We start from the raw sequence: 20,000 nt of genomic DNA, 5'->3' as shown, positions 1-20,000 counted from the left end.
GGTTTTTGCTTGTCTGGTCCCTGCCAGCCCGAACACACACGGCACGGCTATGAGCGAGAGGTGGGATCAGAATCTCCGCGACACTCCACAATCTTGCCAGTTCGCCCGATCTCAACGACCACAGCTGAAGCTTCAGGGACCATCGCTTATCCGAAAAGACGACGGCCGGGGCGCGATACTGCGTCGAGCGTCAAAGGTCTCACCCAACATGACGGCTCCGGGTCTTCGTTCGCTGGCTAACGAAGGTTTGGCTCAGGCCTGTAGACGGGGCGATGATTCCCAGTAGAGTGAAGCAGAGCCGTATGACAAGCGGTCACATCCTTCACCAGGGGAACACAATGTCCATGAAACTGACCCGTCGCGAACTGGCCAAGATCGGCCTTGGATTCGGAGCTGCAACGGCTCTTGGCCGCAGCGCATTCGCGCAGGCTCCTGCGTTCTTCAGGATCGGGACCGGCGGCACCGCCGGCACCTATTATCCGGTGGGCGGCCTCATCGCGAATGCCGTCTCGAACCCGCCGCAGCTCGTCCTGACGGCGCAGGCCTCGAACGGATCTGTGGCCAATGTCAATTCCATCGTGTCGGGCGCGCTCGAATCCGGTTTCACCCAGGCCGACGTGGCCTACTGGGCGTATTCGGGCACGGGCCTGTTCGAGGGCAAGGGCAAGATCGAGGATCTGCGGCTTCTCGCCAATCTGTACCCTGAGAGCATCCATCTGGTCGCCGCCAAGTCGGCTAACATCAAGTCCGTCGCGGATCTCAAGGGCAAGCGCGTGTCCCTCGACGAACCCGGCTCCGGCACCCTCGTGGATGCGCGGATCATCCTTTCCGGCTGGGGCCTCAAGGAAACGGATGTGAAGGCCGACTTCCTGAAGCCGAACCAAGCGGCCGAGCGCATGCGTGACGGAGGACTGGACGCGTTCTTCTTCGTCGGCGGTTACCCCACCAGTGCCATCACGGAACTCGCTGCGACGGGCGGCGGCATCGATCTCGTTCCGCTTGCAGGGGCGGAGGCGGAAGCGATCCGCAAGCAATACAACTTCTTTGCCGCGGACGAGATCCCGGCAGGAACCTACAAGGACGTGGGCGCCGTGAAGACCCTGGCCGTCGGCGCCCAATGGGTGACCTCCGCCAAGGTGCCGGAGGCCGTCGTCTATGAGGTCGTCAAAGGGCTGTGGAGCGACAAGACCCGTGCGGCGCTCGATGCGGGGCATGCCAAGGGCAAGATCATCCGCAAGGAGAATGCCCTGGCAGGCGCCGGGATCCCCATCCATCCGGGCGCCGAGCGATTCTACAAGGAAGCCGGCCTGCTGAAAGGCTGATCCCAGACGACCGACCCGTTCGACCTCCCGCGACAGACGTCGCGGGAGGCGCTTTGTTCGTGACGAGAGCCCGACATGTCCTCAGCCGACGCCCATGTGATCATCGAGAACCGCAGCCTCGAGGAAAAACTTGATCCCGAGATGCGGTTCCGCCCCTTGCCCCCGGTGACCGCATGGCTCGTCGCGGGCCTGCTGCTGGCGCTCTCGTTCTTTCACTATTATACGGCGGGCTTCGGGCTCCTGCGGGAGGCCACCCATCGCGGCATCCACATGGCCTTCGTGCTGGGGCTGATCTTTCTGGTCTTCTCCGCCTTCAAGAGCGGCCAGGAGCGGATCGCGCCCTCGAACTGGTGGCGGCCTGGCAGCATTTCCCTGATCGACTGGGCCCTGGCTGTTGCGGCTGCCGTGTCCAGTCTTTATGTGCCGTGGATCTTCAACGAATTGGCCTTCCGGGTCGGCAACCCGTCCCCGACCGACGTGCTCATGGGGACGACCCTGATCGTCGTCCTGCTGGAGGCCACCCGCCGCTCCGTAGGCTGGCCGTTGCCGGTCATCGCCATCGGGGTGATGCTCTACGCCTATTTCGGCCCCTCCATGCCGGGCATCCTCCAGCATCCCGGCGCCTCGTGGCCGAACATCGTCAACCACCTCTATCTCACGAGCCAGGGCATCTATGGTATCGCCCTGGGAGTCGTTGCCACTTACGTCTTCCACTACGTGCTCTTCGGCGTGCTCGCGACCCGGGTCGGTCTCGGCAAGCTCTTCATCGATCTCGCCACCTGCGTGGCAGGCCGCTTTGCGGGCGGCCCGGCCAAGGTCTCGATCTTCGGCTCGGCCCTGTTCGGCATGATCTCGGGCTCCTCCATCGCCAATACGGTGACGGTGGGATCGTTGACGATCCCGGCGATGATCCGCGTGGGCTACCAACGCCACTTCGCGGCGGCGGTCGAGTCGGCAGCATCGACCGGCGGGCAGATCACGCCGCCGATCATGGGCGCGGCAGCCTTCCTGATGGTCGAGTTCCTCAACGTTTCCTATCGGACCGTCATCTTGGCGGCTCTCGTGCCGGCGCTCATGCACTTCTTCGGCGTGTTCATGCAGGTCCATCTCGAAGCGAAACGGGCCGGGTTGAAGGGACTGCCCGCCGAGGAGCTGCCGAAGGCCGCCAAGGTGCTTCGGGAAGGGTGGCAGACGATCATGCCCCTTGCCGTGCTGCTGATCGTCCTGTTCTCCGGTTTCACGCCCTATCTCGCCGCCTTCTGGGGCATCACGGCCTGCCTCGTGGTGGGCGCCTCGCGCGTTCCAGCCATCACCCTCGGCTTCCTGGCCGCCATCGCGGCAGCGATCTCTGTCGGGATGCTCACGCAGCTTGTCTTCGTGGCTCCGCTCCTCGGCCTGGTGCTGGCACTCCTCGTCTATACATTCCTCAAGAGCGACGCGGGCAAGGCAGTCGTGCTCGACCTTGTCGACGCCTTCGTGGTCGGGGCCAAGTATGCCATTGGCGTGGGTGCGGCCGCCGCGACGGTCGGCATCATCGTCGGCATCGTCACGCTCACCGGGGTCGGCTTCAAGATCTCCTTCATCGTCACGTCCTTCGCGGCTCAGGTGGCCCAGATCTTCACGGATCTCGCGCCGGCAGGCCTTGCCGACATGAAGGCCATGACCCTGTTCTTCACCCTGCTGATGACGGCTATCGTCTGCATTCTGCTGGGATGCGGCGTGCCCACGACGGCGAACTACATCATCATGGTCACCGTCGCGGCTCCGGCCCTGGGGCTTCTCGGAGTCCAGCCGCTCGTCGCGCACTTTTTCGTATTCTATTACGGGGTGCTCGCCGACATTACGCCTCCCGTGGCGCTCGCGGCCTATGCGGGAGCCAGCATGGCGGGTGCCGATCCGTTCAAGACGGGCAACACGGCTTTCCGCCTGGGATTGGGCAAGGCGCTCGTACCGTTCGTCTTCGTCTACGGCCCGGCGATGCTGATCGTCACGCCCGAGTTCACGTGGCCGGGCTTCCTTTTCGTCACGGCTGGGGCTGTCATCGGCATCATGTTCCTGTCGGCAGCCTTCGCCGGCTACGGGCTGACGCAGATGCGGGCCTGGGAGCGTTGGCTCATCGGCCTCGCTGCTCTGCCGATCATCGCGCCCAATGTGCAGATGACCCTGATCGGGCTGGGAATGGCCGCTCCCGTGGTCGTGTCGCAGCTCTTGAAGGTACGCGGCTCCCTGGTGCCGAGACCCGCCTGACGCGCTTGAGAGAACCTGAACTATTCGACGGTCCTCCCGTTGTTCATTGCTGATCGAACAACGGGAGGTCCACATGGTCGATTACAGGAAGCTTCTGGATGCATTCGTTGGAGCCATCGGGCGTCCCGATCTCCGCAATCCAGGCTCACCAAGCCAGGGAAGTGTCGGTCAGCAGGCCGAGAGGAGCGCAACGCAAATCGCCGGCCAGACGCCGGATCAGCTCCTGCAGAAGGCCAAGGATTTCGCGGCCCAGCATCCCGGACTGACCCAGACCGCTCTGGTCGGCTTGGCGGGGCTTCTGTTCAAGGGACGAAAGAAGAGCGGTAAACTGACCGGCAACCTGGTCAAGCTGGGCGGCCTCGCGGTCATCGGAGGGCTGGCCTACAAGGCCTATCAGAACCAGCAGGCCGTCAAGGGGGCGACCGGAGGTGAAGCCAGTGCCCCAGTCGCTCCAGCGGCGGGATCCGATGAGGCCGTCGCCCAATCGGCCCTGAGCCTGCCGGAGACATCCCGGTTCCATCCTGTTTCCCAGACCGAGGACGACGCGCTCCTGTTCCTGCGCACGATGGTCGCCGCAGCGGCCGCCGATGGGCAGATCGACCAGGCCGAGCGGTCCCGGATCGTCAAGGGACTGACGGAAGCCGGCATCGATCCGGAGGCAAGTCGGTGGCTGGAGACCGAGATGGCGTCGCCCGCCGATGTGGAGGAGCTTGCCGCCGGCGTCAACGATCCGGACAAGGCCGCGCAGGTCTACGCGGCCGCCCGCCTCGCCATCGATCCCGATACGATGCAGGAGCGCGAGTTCCTGCACCAGCTGGCGGAGGCGCTCGATCTCGATCCTGCCATCCGCTCGCAGATCGACGATACGGCCGAGGGCTTGAGCTGAGTTTGAGGCAACCACCGGTACGTAGGCTTACGCCGTCATCGCCGGCCTCGTGCCGGTGATCTCGATCGGAAGGGCGTACCCAGTTGAAATGCCCTGTCTCACGACGGGCAGAGCCCGAGCTCAAAGCGGTGAAACCCGCCCCAGCGGCTTGATGCTCTGATACTTGATGGTGGTCTGCGTGCCGGGTTTTTCCTCGTAGCGCTTGGCGAGAACGAAGCCGAGGTCCGGCGAATAGAGGTCCGTGTGTTCGGACGTCATCTTGCCGTCCCCGTTGAGGAAGCGGTTGCGCACCACCAGGACGTTGTAGGAGCATGAGCCGAGCTGGAGTTGCTCCTGACCCGTCACGGTCAGTTCAAGCGAGATCAGGGCTCCCACTTTGCCGGGTTGCGCTGGCGCATAGGTCAGGGCCCGACGGGCCTTAGGTTCGAGCGGAAAGACGGTGCGCAGATCGGACACGGGAATGTTGATGCTCCGGGCCGTGTCGTCGAAACGGCTGATCGGGAAGAAGCCCCTATAATAGATCACATCCTGCTTCTTGCCGCCGGGATATGCGTTCAGCACATGGACAAAATGATCCGAGGCGGGGCGAACCTCCGCAATCGTTCCCTGACGCTCCAGAACGAAACCCAGCTTCGCGGTTTGGGCTGTCGGGCAATCGTCGCCGCAAGCCGGAGAGGCAAGCAGAGACGTCAAGGCGAGAGGATAGACATATCGAAACATGGCAAGGCTGCCCGGCGTTAGCACGTGAGGAACTGCGTCAGGCCTACGCCTGATAGAGAAATATTATAACAGTATGGTTGTCGCGGTGGAAAGCAGGTCTTCTCACAATGCCGGTTGAGACTTCCCAGCCATCGCAGGGCAGCTACTTTAGTCAGGGGATGGTTGATCTTGCCCCCTGTCATGGATCAAATACCGCCACCGCATTTACGGATGCCCGAAAGGAAATGAAGAATGGCTGAGAGGCCTCACCGTCGCACTCCCGATCAGCTTCGCTCACGGCTTTGGTTCGACAATCCCGATAACCCGGGCATGACCGCGCTCTACTTGGAGCGCTATCTCAATTTCGGCCTCACCGGCAAGGAACTGCAGGGCAAGAAGCCGATCATCGGCATCGCCCAGACCGGCTCCGATCTGTCGCCCTGCAATCGGCATCATCTCGAACTCGCCAAGCGCGTGCGCGATGGCATCACGGCTGCCGGCGGCGTAGCCTTCGAGTTCCCGTGCCATCCGATTCAGGAGACCGGCAAGCGTCCCACCGCCTGCCTCGATCGCAACCTGGCCTATCTCTCCCTCGTCGAGGTTCTTTACGGCTATCCGCTCGACGGCGTCGTGCTGCTCACGGGCTGCGACAAGACCATGCCGGCCTGCCTCATGGCGGCCGCGACCGTGAACATTCCGGCGATCTCCCTCAATGTCGGGCCCATGCTCAACGGCTGGCACCATGGCGAGCGCACCGGCTCGGGCACCATCGTGTGGAAGGCGCGCGAACGTCATGCGGCGGGCGACATCGACTACCAGCAGTTCATCGATATCGTCGGCTCCTCCGCTCCGTCCGTCGGCCATTGCAACACCATGGGCACGGCGTCCACGATGAATGCGCTGGCCGAGGCCCTCGGCATGTCCCTTCCGGGCTCCGCGGCCGTTCCCGCGCCATACCGCGAGCGCGGCCAGATGGCCTACGAGACCGGCAAGCGCATCGTCGACATGGTGTGGGAGGATCTGAAGCCTTCCGACATCATGACCCGCGAGGCATTCGAGAACGTGATCGTCGCCAATGCGGCCATCGGCGGCTCGACCAATGCGCCGATCCACATCAATGCGATTGCCAAGCACATCGGCGTGCCGCTCGACAACAACGACTGGGAGCGCATCGGTTTCGAGATCCCGCTTCTCGTGAACATGCAGCCCGCGGGCGAGTATCTCGGTGAGGAGTATTTCCGCGCGGGCGGCCTGCCGGCGGTCATGGCCGAGTTGATCGGGGCCGGCAAGATCCACGAGAACGCGCTGACCTGCACGGGCACCACCATCGGGGAGAACTGCAAGGGCAAGTTCACCTGGGATCACGACGTGATCCGCTCCTACGACAATCCGCTGAAGGAGAAGGCCGGCTTCCTGAACCTGAAGGGAACGCTGTTCGATTCCGCCATCATGAAGACGAGCGTGATCAGCCCGGAATTCCAGGAGCGCTACCTCAACAATCCGCAAGACCCGAACGCCTTCGAGGGACCCGTGGTCGTGTTCGACGGGCCGGAAGACTACCATCACCGCATCGACGATCCGTCGCTCCACATCGACGAACACACGATCCTCATCATGCGCGGCGCGGGCCCGATCGGGTATCCGGGCGCGGCCGAGGTGGTGAACATGCAGCCGCCTGGCGCGCTCATCAAGCGGGGCGTTCTCTCGCTGCCCTGCATCGGCGACGGACGGCAGTCCGGCACCTCGGGCACGCCGTCGATCCTCAATGCTTCGCCGGAGGCCGCCATCGGCGGCGGACTGGCGCTGCTGCAGACGGGCGACCGGATCCGCATCGACCTGAACAAGCGCAGCGCCGACATCCTCCTGTCGCCGGACGAGATCGAGAAGCGCCGCGCCGATCTGGAGGCGCGGGGCGGCTATGCCTATCCGGCGAGCCAGACGCCCTGGCAGGAGATCCAGCGCTCGATGGTGGATCAGCTCTCCGAGGGCATGACCCTCAAGCCGGCCGTGAAGTACCAGAAGGTGGCCCAGACCTTCGGCGTGCCGCGCGACAATCATTGATCTGCCAATAAGGGAACGGGGGCTGTCATGAACAGACTTCACGGAAAGACAGCCCTCGTCACGGCGGCGGGCCAAGGGATCGGGCGCGCCATCGCGGAAGCCTTTCTTCGCGAGGGTGCGAAGGTCTGGGCGACGGACCTCGACGTCGGCAAGCTGGAGGGGCTCGACGGTGCCGAGAAGCGCAGGCTCGACGTGCTCTCGAGCGCCGATGTCGAGCGGCTCGTTGCCGAGGCCGGAGCCTTCGACATTCTCGTCAATGCGGCGGGCTTCGTGCATCACGGCACGATTCTCGAATGCTCCGACAAGGATTGGGATTTCTCGTTCGACCTGAACGTGAAATCCATGCACCGGATGATTCGCGCCGTGTTGCCGGGCATGCTGGAGAAGGGACGGGGCTCCATCGTCAACATCGCGTCCGGCGCGTCATCGGTGCGCGGCATTCCCAACCGCTATGTCTACGGCACCACGAAGGCGGCGGTCATCGGCCTGACCAAGGCCGTGGCGGCGGATTTCATCAAACGCGGCGTCCGGGCCAACGCCATCTGTCCCGGTACGATCCAGTCGCCTTCGCTCGACGAGCGGATCGCGGCGCTCGCGGCAAGCTCGGAGCAAAGCCTCGACACCGTGCGCCAGGCTTTCATCGACCGCCAGCCGATGGGGCGTCTCGGCACGGCCGAGGAGGTGGCGGCACTTGCCGTTTATCTCGCCTCGGACGAGGCCAGCTACACGACGGGGCATATCCACCTCGTCGATGGCGGGTTCGCGCTTTGAGCTGTTGCTCTAACACGTCGTGCGGACCCAGGAGCCGCACCGAACGGTGCGCCCGATAAAAAAGGCAGGCTTCATAGCCTGCCGTTTCAGTATGCCGTGGTTGATGGAAGGCGGATGCTTCCTCGTTGGTTATCGGCATCTACCCCCGCGCGACTCTGCAATTGGCGCGTTCTGATTTTGCAATCCATGCCGCCGCCCCACGGTGCCTCCAATCCATCCTCAGGACTGTGCTGAAGTCTCGGATAGCACCATTATAATGGCTAAGGTAATACAACATAATTCCGCGAACGAAATAAAAGTCCAATGAAAACGCAGTCGAAGCAGATACACGCGGGTTGTGACAAGCAGATCTGTAGAAGTCTTCACCGATCGCGGATTCGATAAGACTTGCAATTGCTGGCTGTCGAAGGCCTGTGATCGTGATTGCCATTTGATGCCTCGAGCAAGGGTGCTTACATCGTCGCTGAAAAGTAAGTATTAGTCCTGTGTCTTGACCTGTTGAAGTCGCCCCTAATGTGCCACGCAGATTACCTTGCGGAAATCGGAAAGGCGCAAGGACTATCGGAATTGCGCAAAAAACGACGCCCTTGGGTCATCGAGGCGCGCGAGGACAATCGCGCCGCCATGCTCAAGGGGCTTGAGCAGGGGTTTCACGGCCCCGCAGTCCATCGGGGTAATGTTCGCAACTGGCCCGGCTGTCGTGAGAATTCCCCTGGCGATGGCCGACAGGGGCGCCCTCGGCGAAGCCTCTGTCCGAACCTCGGGGCCCGGGTTGGATGAGGCTCACGCTGTCTCGGTCTGGGTGGTGGCTTTTGCGGAGGCTTATTTCGTGCTCCAGGGTGTCTCTGCCACCGGCGTCAGCGGGCCCTTGCCGTCGAACCATGAGATCAGGTTGTCGGCGACCAGCTTGCCCATGGCGTTGCGGGTGTGGACCGATGCGGAGGCGATGTGGGGCAGAAGCACCACGTGCTCCAGATCGATCAGTTCCTGCGGCACGCGCGGCTCGTCCTCATAGACGTCCAGGCCGGCGCTCAGGATCGTTCCCGACCTGAGTGCATCGATGAGCGCCTGCTCGTCCACGACCGTGCCGCGGGCGACGTTGATCAGAACGCCGTTGGGACCCAGGGCCTTCAGCACCTCCGCGTTGATGAGATGCTTCGTCGTGGCGCCGCCGGGCGTAATGACGATGAGCACGTCGCAAGCCTCCGCGAGGCCGGTCACGGTCGGAAAGTAAGGATAGGCCACGTCGTCCTGCTGCGTGCGCCCGTGATAGGCGATGCTCACATCGAAGCCGGAGAGGCGCCTCGCGATGGCCTTGCCGATGCGCCCCAGCCCGACGATGCCGACCTTCCGGTCGCGAAGGGTCGCCGACAGGGGGAAGGACGCCTTCAGCCACTTGCCCTCGCGGAGATAGCGGTCGGCTTGCGGGATCTTTCTCAACGTTGCAAGAAGCAGGCCGAGGGTGAGGTCGGCCACCTCGTCGTCGAGAACGCCCGGGGTGTTGGTCACGATGATGTTGCGCTTCGCCGCCGCCTCCGCGTCCACATTGTCGTAGCCGACGCCGAAGCTCGACACGATCTCCGCATTGGGCAGACGGTCGAGGAGGGTGGAATCCACGCGGCCGAAGAGCGTGCTGGTCGCCACACCGCGGATGCGCGGGCCGAATTCCTTCAGGAAGGCCTCCTTGTCGTTCTGCTCCCACAGACGGTGGAGAGTGAAGACCTTCTCGAGCGCATCGATCACGACTGGATTCATCGGTGCGGTCATCAGGATATCGGTTCGGCTCATGGCGTTTCCTATTGAGGTGTCGGGTTTAGAGGGAGCAGCGTGTGACGCCGCCCCGGCGAAAGGCTTCGTCGATGATCCTGGCCTGCTGCTGGAGCGCTGTTTTCACATCCTGCGGCAGGTCGAGCCAGTGGCAGCCGCGCAGGGCGGCTTCCAGGGCATAAAGAGCGTTGAGGCTCACCTGCCGGGGCAGCATGAATTTCAGCCGGCGGTAGGCCTCGACGGATCCCATGGAGCGGAGTTCGCCCACTGTCAGGATGCCTGCATCCGCCAGCCTGCTCTGCGTGACGGGACCGATCCCGGGCAGGGTGTCGATGGCGGCATCTCTCACGAGGACGGCTCCGGCTTTCGAGGCTTCATGCGTTCACGGTAGAGCAAGTAGAGCCCCGATGCGATGACGATGCCAGCCCCGACGAAGGTCCAAGCATCCGGCCAGTCGCCGAACAGAATATAGCCCAGGACCAGCATCCAGACGATCTGGGTGTAGATGAAGGGCGACAGGATCGCGGCAGGCGCGCGGGCATGGGCGAGAACCAGAAGCCAGTGGCCGAAGGCTCCGTAGAAGCCTGTCGTGGCGAGAAGAAACCACATCAGCGGAGAGGAGGGCGTCGACCACACCCAGGGCAGGACCGGGGTGACGAAGACGATGCCGGCGACGCTCGAATAGAGTGTCGTCGTCGCAATGGAATCGCTTGAGGCGAGCATGCGCGTCACGATGGCGTAGAAGGCGTAGGCCACGGAGCCGGTCAGAGACAGCAAGGCGGCGGGATGCATGGTCCCCAAGCCCGGGCGCGTGATCACGAGAATGCCGATGAAGCCGACTCCGATCGCTGTCATGCGCTGCCAGCCGATGCGCTCTCCCAGAAGGGGACCGGCGAGAAGCGCCACCAGCAGCGGGGTCGCGAAGATGATCGATTGGGTCTCGACCAGCTGCAGAAACTTCAAGGCGAAGAAGTTGCAGATCGTCGAGGTGAAGAGCAGGAACGAGCGGAGGAGCTGCAACGGGAGGCGGCGCGTCCTCAGAGCCCCGGGCTGGGTCCGCGGATTGATGACGAGGAAGGTGAGAAACGCAGCCGAGATGTAGCGGGCCCAGACCGTCACCATGGGATCCACGGAGCGGTTGACCCATTTGGCCGTTGCATCGAGGCACGAGAAGCAGAACAGCGCCACGCACATGAGGGCGATGCCCATGATGCGGCTCTGGTGAGGCGCGGCGGTTCCAGGCGGAGATTGGGTGACGGTGTCGGCCATGCGGGAAATGCTAGCCGCTTCACCGTCCCGATACGAATGTCCGCCACGCACGACCCTCGTGCGCGGCACACAGGGGTTCTAGCGCATCGTGCGGACCCAGGGGGCCACGCTAGCGAAAAGTGGACCCGGTTTTCCGAGCCTACACGATGCGCTCTTCCAAGAGTGGAGCATCGAGCGATCCCAAAAGTGAACTTGCACTTTTGGGATCGATGCCCTCATCAGGCCGTTGCCGCCATCTCCGGTTCGTCGGCCGCTTCGAGGCCGTCGATCTCGTCGTCGGCCTCGAAGCCGGTCTGATCGGCTCCCGTGAGGCCTGCGAGGTTCTTGGCGGCCTTGCGCAGCAGCTTGCGCAGGCGCTTGCGCTCCTTGTTGTCGAAGCCCTGGAGCAGCTCGCTCTCGACCTCCTCCCACAGAGCGTCGATGGCGGCGGCCTTGCGCTTGCCCTCCTTGGTGAGCTTCACGCGCACGACCCGGGCATCGCCGGGTTCTGTGTGGCGTTCCACCAATTTGAGGCTGGAAAGGCGGGAAACCGTCTTGGACGCGGTCGGCGGGCGTACGCGCAGGATGGCCGCGAGCTCTCCCATGGTCATGGGGCCGGAATTGCTGAGAGCCTGGAGAACCTGCTCCTGGCCGGCGAAGAGGCCGAGTTCCGAGAGCTTGTCGCCCGTGCGGCTTCGATGCAGGCGCGAGGTTTGAACCAGAGCCCATCCGACGCTCTTGATGCCCGGATGCTTGTTGTCGGTATCCATGGTCCCTCGCTGTTCAAGGCTTCTCGAACATATCATGGCCCCGAGTCATGACGGTACGATGACAAGCCGGCACAATATTAACAGGCTAAGGATCAGGGATCCCTGGGAACGGCGCTTTCATGCCAGCGCCGGAGGAGGACGTGATTGAGCGTGGCCAGGGCCAGGAACAGCCCGATGCCGGTCGCTGCCAGAAGAACGAGAGCCGCAAAGAGGCGCGGGATGTTGAGCCGGTACTGGCTCTCGATGATGCGATAGGCCAGTCCCGACCCCGCTCCTGCGGAACCGGCTGCCATCTCGGCCACCACGGCGCCGATCAGGGACAAACCGCCTGCGATCCGCAGGCCGGCCAGAAAGGCCGGGAGAGCGGCCGGGCGGCGAAGGTACCACAGGGCCTTCAAACGTGCCCTGAACCGCCCGAGAGCGCTTTGAGAGGCGGGGGCGCCGTAGAGCTGGAACAGCTCCATGAGGTTCCGGTCCACGGATTGCAGGCCGAGCATCGTGTTCGACAGAACCGGAAAAAAGGCGACGAGCCACGCGCAGGCCAGGACAGCCACATCCTGCGGCATGTAGATCAGAAGCAGGGGCGCGATGGCGATGACCGGCGTGACCTGGAGCACGACGGCGAACGGGTAGAGCGAATGCTCGATGATCCGCGACAGGCTCAGCAGCACGGCAAGACCCACGCCGCCGACAACCGCAAGCGCGAGACCCGCGAGCGTGGTCTCGAGCGTCGTCAGGAGCGAGGCCCAGAGCAGCGGCCAATCGGCCACCATGGTCTTCGCGATCAGGCTCGGCGCGGGCAGGATGTAGGGCGGGATGCCCTTCACATGCACGGCGCCCTCCCATGCGGCGATGACCGCCGCGAAGACCGCAAGCGGCAGAACGATCTTCAGGGAATTGCCCTGCCGGCGAATGGGAGCCATCACGGCCGCTCCCCGGCTGTCTGAGCGAGCAGAACCTGCGAGATCCGTCCGCAGAGCTGCGTGTAACGTGGGCCGGTGCGGAAATCCTTCGTGCGCGGTCCGGGCGACGCACCTTCGATCTCGGCCACGATGCGTCCCGGATGCGGGGACATGACAGCCACACGGCTCGACAGATAAGCACTTTCGTACACCGAATGCGTCACGAATACGATCGTGCAGCGCAGCTCGCTCTGCAGGCGCAGCAGATCGTCATTGAGCCGGAAGCGGGCGATCTCGTCGAGGGCGGCGAAGGGCTCGTCCATGAGCAGCAGCCGCGGCTTCAGGGAGAGGGCCCGGGCTATCGACACGCGCATCCGCATGCCGCCGGACAGTTCGCGCGGATAGGCCTTCGCGAACTCGCTCAGACCGACGAGGGCAAGGCTCTCGGCGATGCCGTCCCGTGCATCGCGCCTCGACACGCCGCGCAGGCGCAAGGGAAGCCACACATTGTCCGCCACGTTCGCCCAGGGCATCAGCGTCGGGTCCTGAAACACGAACCCGATCTCTCCGCGATGATCGTCGTCACGCGTGCCCGGCCAGGTGACGCTTCCGTCCGTCGGTTCTGTCAGCCCCGCGATGAGACGCAGCACCGTCGACTTGCCGCAGCCCGACGGGCCCAGCAGGGAGACGAACTCGCCTGCGTCGATGTCGAGATCGAAGCCGGCAAGCGCGGTCACGCCGTTGGAGAAGATCTTCGAAATTCCCCTCAGAGAAACGAGCGGAGGCGCGGGCTGCGTCATGGTTGCGGCGACACAGGTTTGTGTCGCTCTCCTGTTACTTCTTCAGGTCGAGCCCGACGCCCCTGTTCACGAACTGGAGCGTATAGGCCTTCCTGTAATCGAGATCCGCCTTGAAGAGACCGGCCTTCACCATCTTGTCGAAGAAGTCCTTCATGCGCGCATCCGTCATGGCGCCGATGCCCAGTTTCTGCGTATCGCCGGAATCGACGATGCCGTATTCCTTCATCTTGGCCCGGGAATAATCGAGCAGCTCGTCCGTCATCTCCGGGTTGTCGCGCTTGATGAGCTCCTTCGCCTTGGCGTTGTCGCCGTAGAGATAATTGTACCAGCCGATGGTCGAGGCATCGACGAAGCGCTGCACGAGATCGGGATTCTTCTCCACGACCTCGCGGCGCGTCTCCACGGTGGTCGAATAGGTGCTGAAGCCGTAATCGGCGAGCAGGAAAACGTTGGGCCTGAAGCCTGCGGCTTTCTCGATGGTCAGCGGCTCCGACGTGACGTAGCCCTGCTGCACGGAGGCCTTGTTGGCGATGAAGGGAGCCGGGTTGAAGCCGAAGGGCTTCACCTGCTCGTCCTTGAAACCGTACTCGGCCTTCATCCACTGGAAGAAGGTGGCGACGCCGTCCTTGGACAGAAGGATGTCGTTCGATTTCTTCAGGTCCGCGAAGCTATCGAGCCCCTGGCCCGGATGGCTCAGGAGCACCTGCGGGTCCTTCTGGAAATGGGCCGCGACCACGATGGTGGGGATGTCCTTCTCCACGGCCGAGAAGGCCTGGATCAGGCTGCCGCCCATGTAGAAATCGAGCTTGCCGACCGTCATGAGCATGCGGTTGCTGGCGCGGGGGCCGCCCGGCACGATGGTGACCTTGAGACCGTACTTTTCGTATGTCCCGTCGGCCACGGCCTGGTAATAGCCGCCATGCTCGCCCTGGGCGATCCAGTTGGTGCCGAAGGTCACCTCCGTCGGCGACTGCTGCGCCAGGGCGCTTCCGCACAGGCAGGCTGCAAACGCTCCCGTGATCCAGGCGTTCAGCTTCATCGGCATTGACCCTTTCGTTCAGGCCGCGCGTCGGCCGCGTCAGCTTCTGCGCGGTTCGAAGGGGCTTGGCAAGGTCTTCGTGCCCGCTCATGGTGCGATGGCATCGCGACCGGGTCTCCATGTCAAAGAGCCAGCACCTGTGGGCCCGCAGCTTGCGCTGCGAGCCTGAAGGTGAGATCGAGGGTGGCGCGTCGGGCAATCCGGCTCGCTGTCTAGTGGTGAATGTGAGAGCCGAACTGCTCGTCACGCACGGTTCTTTTAGGCGTTTAGACTTGGCAGCCCGCAGGCACCAAGGGCCTCCTGCCGCCGGCTGCGTGACCGGCGGGCAGGACCGTGCCCGTTCCCACAACTTGCGACGCCTCGCGAAGCGCGCCCCTCGTCGGATCAGGCTGTGCAATGATATAGCCAAGGTTGTACGTGCTGCGGAATTATATACTTGACGTAGTAAGTTTCATAAAATACCTTGCTTCATAACGGTTTGAGGCAATTCCCATGGTCGATCTCACGAACCCCATCTACACCGACGCCAACAAGGCCCGAGAGCACTTGGAAGCCCTCCACTGGCCCGAAGGTCCGGTCTGCCCTCACTGCGGGAACACCGACCAAGCCCGCATCAAGAAGATGGAGGGCAAGAGCCTTCGTCCCGGCGTCTATCAGTGCAACGAGTGCCGCAAGCCGTTCTCTGTGACGGTCGGCACCGTGTTCGAAGACTCCAAGATCGCCCTCAACAAGTGGGTTCTGGCTACGCACCTGATGGCGTCGAGCAAGAAGGGCATTTCGGCCCACCAGCTCCACCGCATGTTGGGCGTCACCTACAAGACCGCATGGTTCATGGCTCACCGCATCCGCCTTGCCATGGAGCCGACTGAGACCCCTCCGCTTGGTAGCGGTGGCGGCACGGTCGAAGTGGACGAGACCTTCATCGGTCGCCTTGAAGGACAGCCCAAGAAGCGCCGTGGCGGAACCACCACCTACAAGAACACGGTCTTTGCTTTGGTGGAGCGCGGCGGATCGGCCCGTCTCTTCCACGTTGAGGGCACCACGGCGGGTGAACTCATTCCGATCATCCGCGCCAACGTTGCTCCCGGCGCCGTCGTGTTCAGCGACGAGGGCCGCTGGTACAAGCCCCTCGGCCAGCACTTCACCCATGAGGTCGTGAACCACTCCAAGAAAGAGTACGTTCGCGGCGACGTTCACACCAACACGGTTGAGGGCTTCTTCGGCACTTTCAAGCGCGGCATGAAGGGCGTCTATCAGCATTGCGCCGAGAAGCACCTGCACCGCTACCTCGCGGAGTTCAACTTCCGCTACAACAACCGCATTGCTCTTGGCGTGAATGACAAGGAACGCGCTGACCGCATCCTCAAGGGTGCGGATGGCAAGCGCCTGACCTATCGGCGGATTGACGAAGCCCGAGTTTAAGCGTCAGGCGAAGCGCTTCCTACGCTGGCGTCGGAAGAAGGACTCGACTCCTAAGTAAGCAGCGTGGTTCACTGCCCCTCAAATCTTTCAAGGAGGGGCAAGTGGCTTAGTATGTCGTTAGTTACGATTTGCATCGGGAGGAACCGACCTCTCGGGATGATTACGAGCGAGTCCACTCAGCCTTACGGACCGCTGTGGATTTTTGCTGGCCTCTTCTGTCGTTCTGGATCATTGAGACACCGCTGAGCCCCAGGGGCGTAATACAGAAGCTTCTCGACGTTGGGGCCATCGATGACAATGACGGGATTGTCGTTCTTGAGATCACAGGAATAGGCGACTTCCGCCGCCTTGGTTCCCAAGAGGCTATCGACTGGCTGAATACCCGCCTCACTCGTCGCTAGGCTCATTCTTTTTACCTTTCGCGGGCTTTTCGCCTTTCAGCTTCTCGCCCTGTTTCGTCTTATGCGGCTGAGGCTTGGTGTTGAGCATCCGCTTCAACACTTCATCCCGCCGTTTGTCTTCTTCATTTTTGGAGTCGTTCATGAGGACCTGGGCTGTTTTCAACGAGGAGGGTAGACCGCAAGCATTCTACCGCGAAGACATATGGCCTGCCGAGAGGGTGCCGAAAGAGGCTGTTGAGATCCCGGAAAGCGCTTGGATTGAGTTTCTGAACAATCAGGGTACACGCCGCTGGCAGGACGGCGCTGTTGTTCCATGCGATCCGCCTCCACCCTTACCCCGGTCTCCCGCTTTCGAAGAGTTTGCGAGAACCGCCAGCCCAACTCAGTTCAGCCTTGGCCTGACTGACGAGCACCTAAAGGCGATTGGGCTTGTAATAACCGTTTGGGCTGTTGTGGATCTCCTCATGGACACCTTGGTCATGCTCCTTGAACAGCACCCTGCCAATGGAGGCGTCGAACCAAACACCCGCAAAGAATTCAACCAGCGCGCCCGGCATCTTTGCGCCCTTATTGATGCCGCCTTCGAACCAGACGACGCCAAAGAACTTACCACGTTCGTCAATCTGCTGGGGCACTACCGCGTTCAGCGCGACATCGTCGGCCACGGTCAGTTCATGACCGAAGGCTTCGACTCCCCTCATCGCTGGGTGACGCTAGTGAATATCAGGAACCCAAAGAAAACCGTTCGCAAGAAGCTCGCACCCAGCCAGATCATCGAATTGGCCGATAAGATCCAAGCAGCGCGGGACAAGTTGGTTCTTATGAACGTTTCCGTGGCCTCGCAGCTTCAAACATCACACGGAATACAGCCTCCACTAAACGAGTAGGGGTATCCTCGATGTCTTCACTATCGCGCCAGCGTTCATATGCTTCGACACCCGCCGCAATCATCTGGGGGGTGATCTCGACAGAAAGCGCCGCCTCTTGCGACGCGGGCGCTTGAGTCCCGGCCTGTCCGTTATCTTGTACCATGGTCGGTCTACTACGTAAAGTATATAATTCCGACGTGCTGTCAGGAACAAAATGGGAACACGACTCTGTCATGGTGGTATTCTCCGCCATCAGAGCCAGGGGAAACTTCGCACTCTAAGCCGTAAGTCCGGGTTCGGGCTGCAGCTTGAAAATCCAATGCGGCTATTATAGTTATAACATAACTATTAGATTTGGAGGCTGCTTTGCCTAATAACTATACTATTCAAACAGGCACGACACGCGAGCAAACCCTTCAGATTGTCGGGGGCGAAACTGTGCTTATCGAGCAAGGGGGAAGGCTCCAATTTTTGGATCTCTCCGGCTCACAGATCAATGGCATCACCTCCATTGGAAGCACCAATACAGTCACCGTAAATGGCCTTGTCGACGCCCAATCGACCAATGCCACGGGGATACAGTTACGAAATCTCAGCAGGATCACTGTTGGACAAACCGGATCTGTTATCGGTCAGCGCGACGGTGTCTCGTTCGGAGTTTTTGGCAATCCTGCCAATATCCAGAACGTCTTAATAAATGCCCATAATGTAACGGGTACTGCCCGATCTGGAGCATTTATCGTCGGCTCCGCATCTATCTCCAATTCTGGCACGATCGAAGGTGGACTTTATGGTGTCCTGCATAGTCAGACAACAGACTCAGGTTCATTAATCATCAACAACAGCGGCACGATCAGAGGCGGCAACGATGGCATAAGAGGCAACGATTTCATCGATCAAATCCTGAACATTGGCCATATCGAGGGTGCGTTCACTGCGGTCTTTCTCGAAGGGGGAGATGATTCTTACGATGCCCGTAATGGCGGTACTTCTGTGGGAGTGATCGATCTCGGTGAAGGCCAAGATACCGCTTGGGGTGGCACAGGCGACGAGAGCTTTTATGGAGGTGGAGGAGACGATCAGATCGACGGCGGAGGTGGCTTCGACGTCGTATTTTATCGTGGAACCGCCGACATCACCGTGAACCTTACCGTCACAAGCGTTCAGAATACTGGGCAGGGAAACGATACTCTAGTCAATATCGAAGATGTCACAAGCGACGCGGGCAACGACCTGCTCACTGGTAATGAACGCGCGAATAGGCTTGCCGGAGAGGGTGGTAATGACACCTTAGAAGGCGGCGCTGGAGATGATATTCTTAATGGCGGAAGCCAAGCTGCTGATGGATTCGATACCGCCCGCTATTTGGGGACTGCGGCCGCTGTCGTTAGCTTGGCGACCGAAGCTCAGCAAAATACGGGCGGCTACGGTCTTGACACTCTAATCGGTATCGAGGCGCTTGAGGGCGGCCAGGGCAACGATCACTTCACTGGCAACGACCAAGCCAATCGCCTGTGGGGCAATGGTGGCAACGACACACTCATCGGCGGAAAAGGCGACGATACTCTCGATGGCGGGAGCGGCAGCAATACCGTCATCTTTGCCGGCTCCCGCGCGGAATATGAAGTCGGCGGTCCCGATGCCGATGGGGTCCGCACCGTCCACGACACCCAAGCCGGTCGGGACGGCACCGATACGCTCAAGAACGTGCGGTTTATCAAGTTTGAGGGCGACGATGAGACCGTGGCCCTCTACAACACCAGGCCGGACAGCATCGCGTTCTCCAAGACCGCCTTCGCCGAGAACCTCCTCACTGGCACGCCGCTGGCCACGCTCTCGGCGCATGATGCCGAGGGCGACGCGATCACCTATACGCTGAGCGACCCCACCGGAACGTTCACGCTGGACCAAGGCGCTCTCGTGCTGCTCAAAGCCCTCGATTACGAGACCAAGACCAGCTACACCGTGACCGTGGAGGCCAAGGACGCCTATGGGGCTGTCACCACGCAGGAGATCACCCTCACCGTCACCGACATCGCCGATACGCCGGGCAATCCTGACGCACCGGGCACGCCGAGCAATCCCGGGACACCGGGCGATCCCGGCAGCCCCAGCGACCCTGCGCTCACGCTCACCGGCACACCCGGGGCGGATACGCTCGCGGGACGTGGCAACAACGACGTGCTCGTCGGCTTGGCCTGCAAGGACCAGCTCTCCGGCAATGGCGGCAACGACCGGCTCTCCGGCGGGCTGGGCAACGACACGCTCACCGGCGGGGCCGGGCAGGACATCTTCGTGTTCGACGCCAAGCTAGCGAAGACCAACACGCTGAACAAGAAGCAGAACCTGGACAAGATCCTCGACTTCGTCGTCGCCGACGACACGATCCATCTGGCGAAAAGCGTGTTTTCCAAGATCGCCAAGAAGGGCGTGCTCAAGAAGGGCGAGTTCTTCAGCGGCAGCGCGGCGCATGACCGGGACGATCACGTGATCTACAACAAGAAGACCGGGGCGCTGTTCTACGATGCCGATGGCAATGGCGCCAAGGAGGCGATCCAGGTCGCCACCCTGTCCAAGAACCTCAAGCTCACCAACCTCGACTTCTTCGTCGTCTGACACCATCCCGGTCTGGCAAACGCCACCGTCATGGCCGGCCTCGTGCCGGCCATCCCGATGCTGAAAAGCGCCGCGCCTTTCCGATCGAGATCACCGGCACAGGGCCGATGATGACGTAGCGGGCGTCATTCCCGGCGGCCGCAGGCCGGGAAGGGGCTCCCCTCACATGCTCAGCGCTAT

The 20,000-nt window shown here is 62.0% G+C and carries 17 protein-coding genes; 8 read left to right on the top strand and 9 right to left on the bottom strand.

Translation table 11 applies throughout. The features are described from left to right. The first annotated feature begins 344 nt into the window (after positions 1–344). The 3 genes from DDF70_RS29240 (at position 345) to DDF70_RS29230 (ending at position 4,455) form a co-directional block, all read left to right on the top strand. Positions 345–1,322, top strand: a complete 978-nt coding sequence (locus DDF70_RS29240) for a TAXI family TRAP transporter solute-binding subunit (protein ID WP_170316133.1) — start codon at positions 345–347, stop codon at positions 1,320–1,322. Positions 1,323–1,397: 75 nt separating this feature from the next. Continuing rightward, positions 1,398–3,569 (top strand): TRAP transporter permease, encoded by a 2,172-nt coding sequence (locus tag DDF70_RS29235; RefSeq protein ID WP_114948224.1) that lies wholly within the window; start codon positions 1,398–1,400, stop codon positions 3,567–3,569. Between the two features lie 73 nt (positions 3,570–3,642). Further along, positions 3,643–4,455: a tellurite resistance TerB family protein gene (locus tag DDF70_RS29230; RefSeq protein WP_114948223.1), complete on the top strand. Its 813-nt coding sequence runs from the start codon at positions 3,643–3,645 to the stop codon at positions 4,453–4,455. A 120-nt stretch (positions 4,456–4,575) separates the two neighbouring features. Here DDF70_RS29230 and DDF70_RS29225 read toward each other — a convergent pair whose 3' ends face one another. Beyond that, a complete protein-coding gene (locus tag DDF70_RS29225; RefSeq protein ID WP_114948222.1) occupies positions 4,576–5,175 on the bottom strand; it encodes a hypothetical protein in 600 nt (199 codons plus the stop codon). Between the two features lie 231 nt (positions 5,176–5,406). Here DDF70_RS29225 and DDF70_RS29220 point away from each other — a divergent pair, with 231 nt between their 5' ends. Both DDF70_RS29220 and DDF70_RS29215 read left to right on the top strand, forming a co-directional pair. Continuing rightward, a complete protein-coding gene (locus DDF70_RS29220; RefSeq protein WP_114948221.1) occupies positions 5,407–7,215 on the top strand; it encodes an IlvD/Edd family dehydratase in 1,809 nt (602 codons plus the stop codon). Between the two features lie 27 nt (positions 7,216–7,242). Further along, the gene (locus DDF70_RS29215; RefSeq protein ID WP_114948220.1) at positions 7,243–7,986 is read left to right on the top strand and encodes an SDR family oxidoreductase; all 744 of its coding nucleotides are present in this window, start codon (positions 7,243–7,245) and stop codon (positions 7,984–7,986) included. A gap of 822 nt (positions 7,987–8,808) precedes the next feature. Here DDF70_RS29215 and DDF70_RS29210 read toward each other — a convergent pair. The 7 genes from DDF70_RS29210 to DDF70_RS29180 form a co-directional block, all read right to left on the bottom strand. Next, positions 8,809–9,774, bottom strand: a complete 966-nt coding sequence (locus DDF70_RS29210; protein WP_114948219.1) for a 2-hydroxyacid dehydrogenase — start codon at positions 9,772–9,774, stop codon at positions 8,809–8,811. 25 nt (positions 9,775–9,799) lie between these two features. Next, positions 9,800–10,102, bottom strand: coding sequence for a TfoX/Sxy family protein (locus DDF70_RS29205; RefSeq protein WP_114948218.1), 303 nt, complete (start codon positions 10,100–10,102; stop codon positions 9,800–9,802). Then, positions 10,099–11,022 (bottom strand): DMT family transporter, encoded by a 924-nt coding sequence (locus tag DDF70_RS29200; RefSeq protein ID WP_114948217.1) that lies wholly within the window; start codon positions 11,020–11,022, stop codon positions 10,099–10,101. Before DDF70_RS29200 ends, DDF70_RS29205 begins: the two co-directional genes overlap by 4 nt. Before the next feature lie 218 nt (positions 11,023–11,240). Next, the gene (locus tag DDF70_RS29195; protein ID WP_245435684.1) at positions 11,241–11,771 is read right to left on the bottom strand and encodes a MarR family winged helix-turn-helix transcriptional regulator; all 531 of its coding nucleotides are present in this window, start codon (positions 11,769–11,771) and stop codon (positions 11,241–11,243) included. Between the two features lie 92 nt (positions 11,772–11,863). Next, positions 11,864–12,694, bottom strand: a complete 831-nt coding sequence (locus DDF70_RS29190) for an ABC transporter permease (protein ID WP_114948215.1) — start codon at positions 12,692–12,694, stop codon at positions 11,864–11,866. After that, a complete protein-coding gene (locus DDF70_RS29185; RefSeq protein ID WP_114948214.1) occupies positions 12,694–13,473 on the bottom strand; it encodes an ABC transporter ATP-binding protein in 780 nt (259 codons plus the stop codon). The genes DDF70_RS29190 and DDF70_RS29185 overlap by 1 nt, the downstream gene beginning before the upstream one ends. A 34-nt stretch (positions 13,474–13,507) precedes the next feature. Continuing rightward, the gene (locus DDF70_RS29180) at positions 13,508–14,512 is read right to left on the bottom strand and encodes an ABC transporter substrate-binding protein (protein WP_114948226.1); all 1,005 of its coding nucleotides are present in this window, start codon (positions 14,510–14,512) and stop codon (positions 13,508–13,510) included. A 492-nt stretch (positions 14,513–15,004) separates the two neighbouring features. Between DDF70_RS29180 and DDF70_RS29175 the strand changes: the two genes are divergently transcribed. Continuing rightward, positions 15,005–15,934 carry an IS1595 family transposase gene (locus DDF70_RS29175; protein WP_114948213.1) on the top strand — a complete coding sequence of 310 codons (930 nt, stop codon included), beginning with the start codon at positions 15,005–15,007 and terminating at the stop codon, positions 15,932–15,934. A gap of 387 nt (positions 15,935–16,321) precedes the next feature. Here DDF70_RS29175 and DDF70_RS37070 read toward each other — a convergent pair whose 3' ends face one another. Further along, positions 16,322–16,477 (bottom strand): hypothetical protein, encoded by a 156-nt coding sequence (locus tag DDF70_RS37070; protein ID WP_162820765.1) that lies wholly within the window; start codon positions 16,475–16,477, stop codon positions 16,322–16,324. A 322-nt stretch (positions 16,478–16,799) separates the two neighbouring features. Here DDF70_RS37070 and DDF70_RS37065 point away from each other — a divergent pair, with 322 nt between their 5' ends. Continuing rightward, positions 16,800–17,222 carry a hypothetical protein gene (locus tag DDF70_RS37065; protein ID WP_162820764.1) on the top strand — a complete coding sequence of 141 codons (423 nt, stop codon included), beginning with the start codon at positions 16,800–16,802 and terminating at the stop codon, positions 17,220–17,222. 348 nt (positions 17,223–17,570) lie between these two features. Further along, on the top strand, positions 17,571–19,820 hold the full coding sequence (locus DDF70_RS29160; RefSeq protein ID WP_162820763.1) for a cadherin domain-containing protein: 2,250 nt from the start codon (positions 17,571–17,573) through the stop codon (positions 19,818–19,820). Positions 19,821–20,000 lie beyond the last annotated feature (180 nt).

It is taken from the genome of Microvirga calopogonii, from assembly GCF_003347665.1.
Lineage (GTDB): Bacteria > Pseudomonadota > Alphaproteobacteria > Rhizobiales > Beijerinckiaceae > Microvirga > Microvirga calopogonii.
Note: the sequence above shows the minus strand (reverse complement) of the source record. Positions and strands in the feature narration are given on the sequence as shown.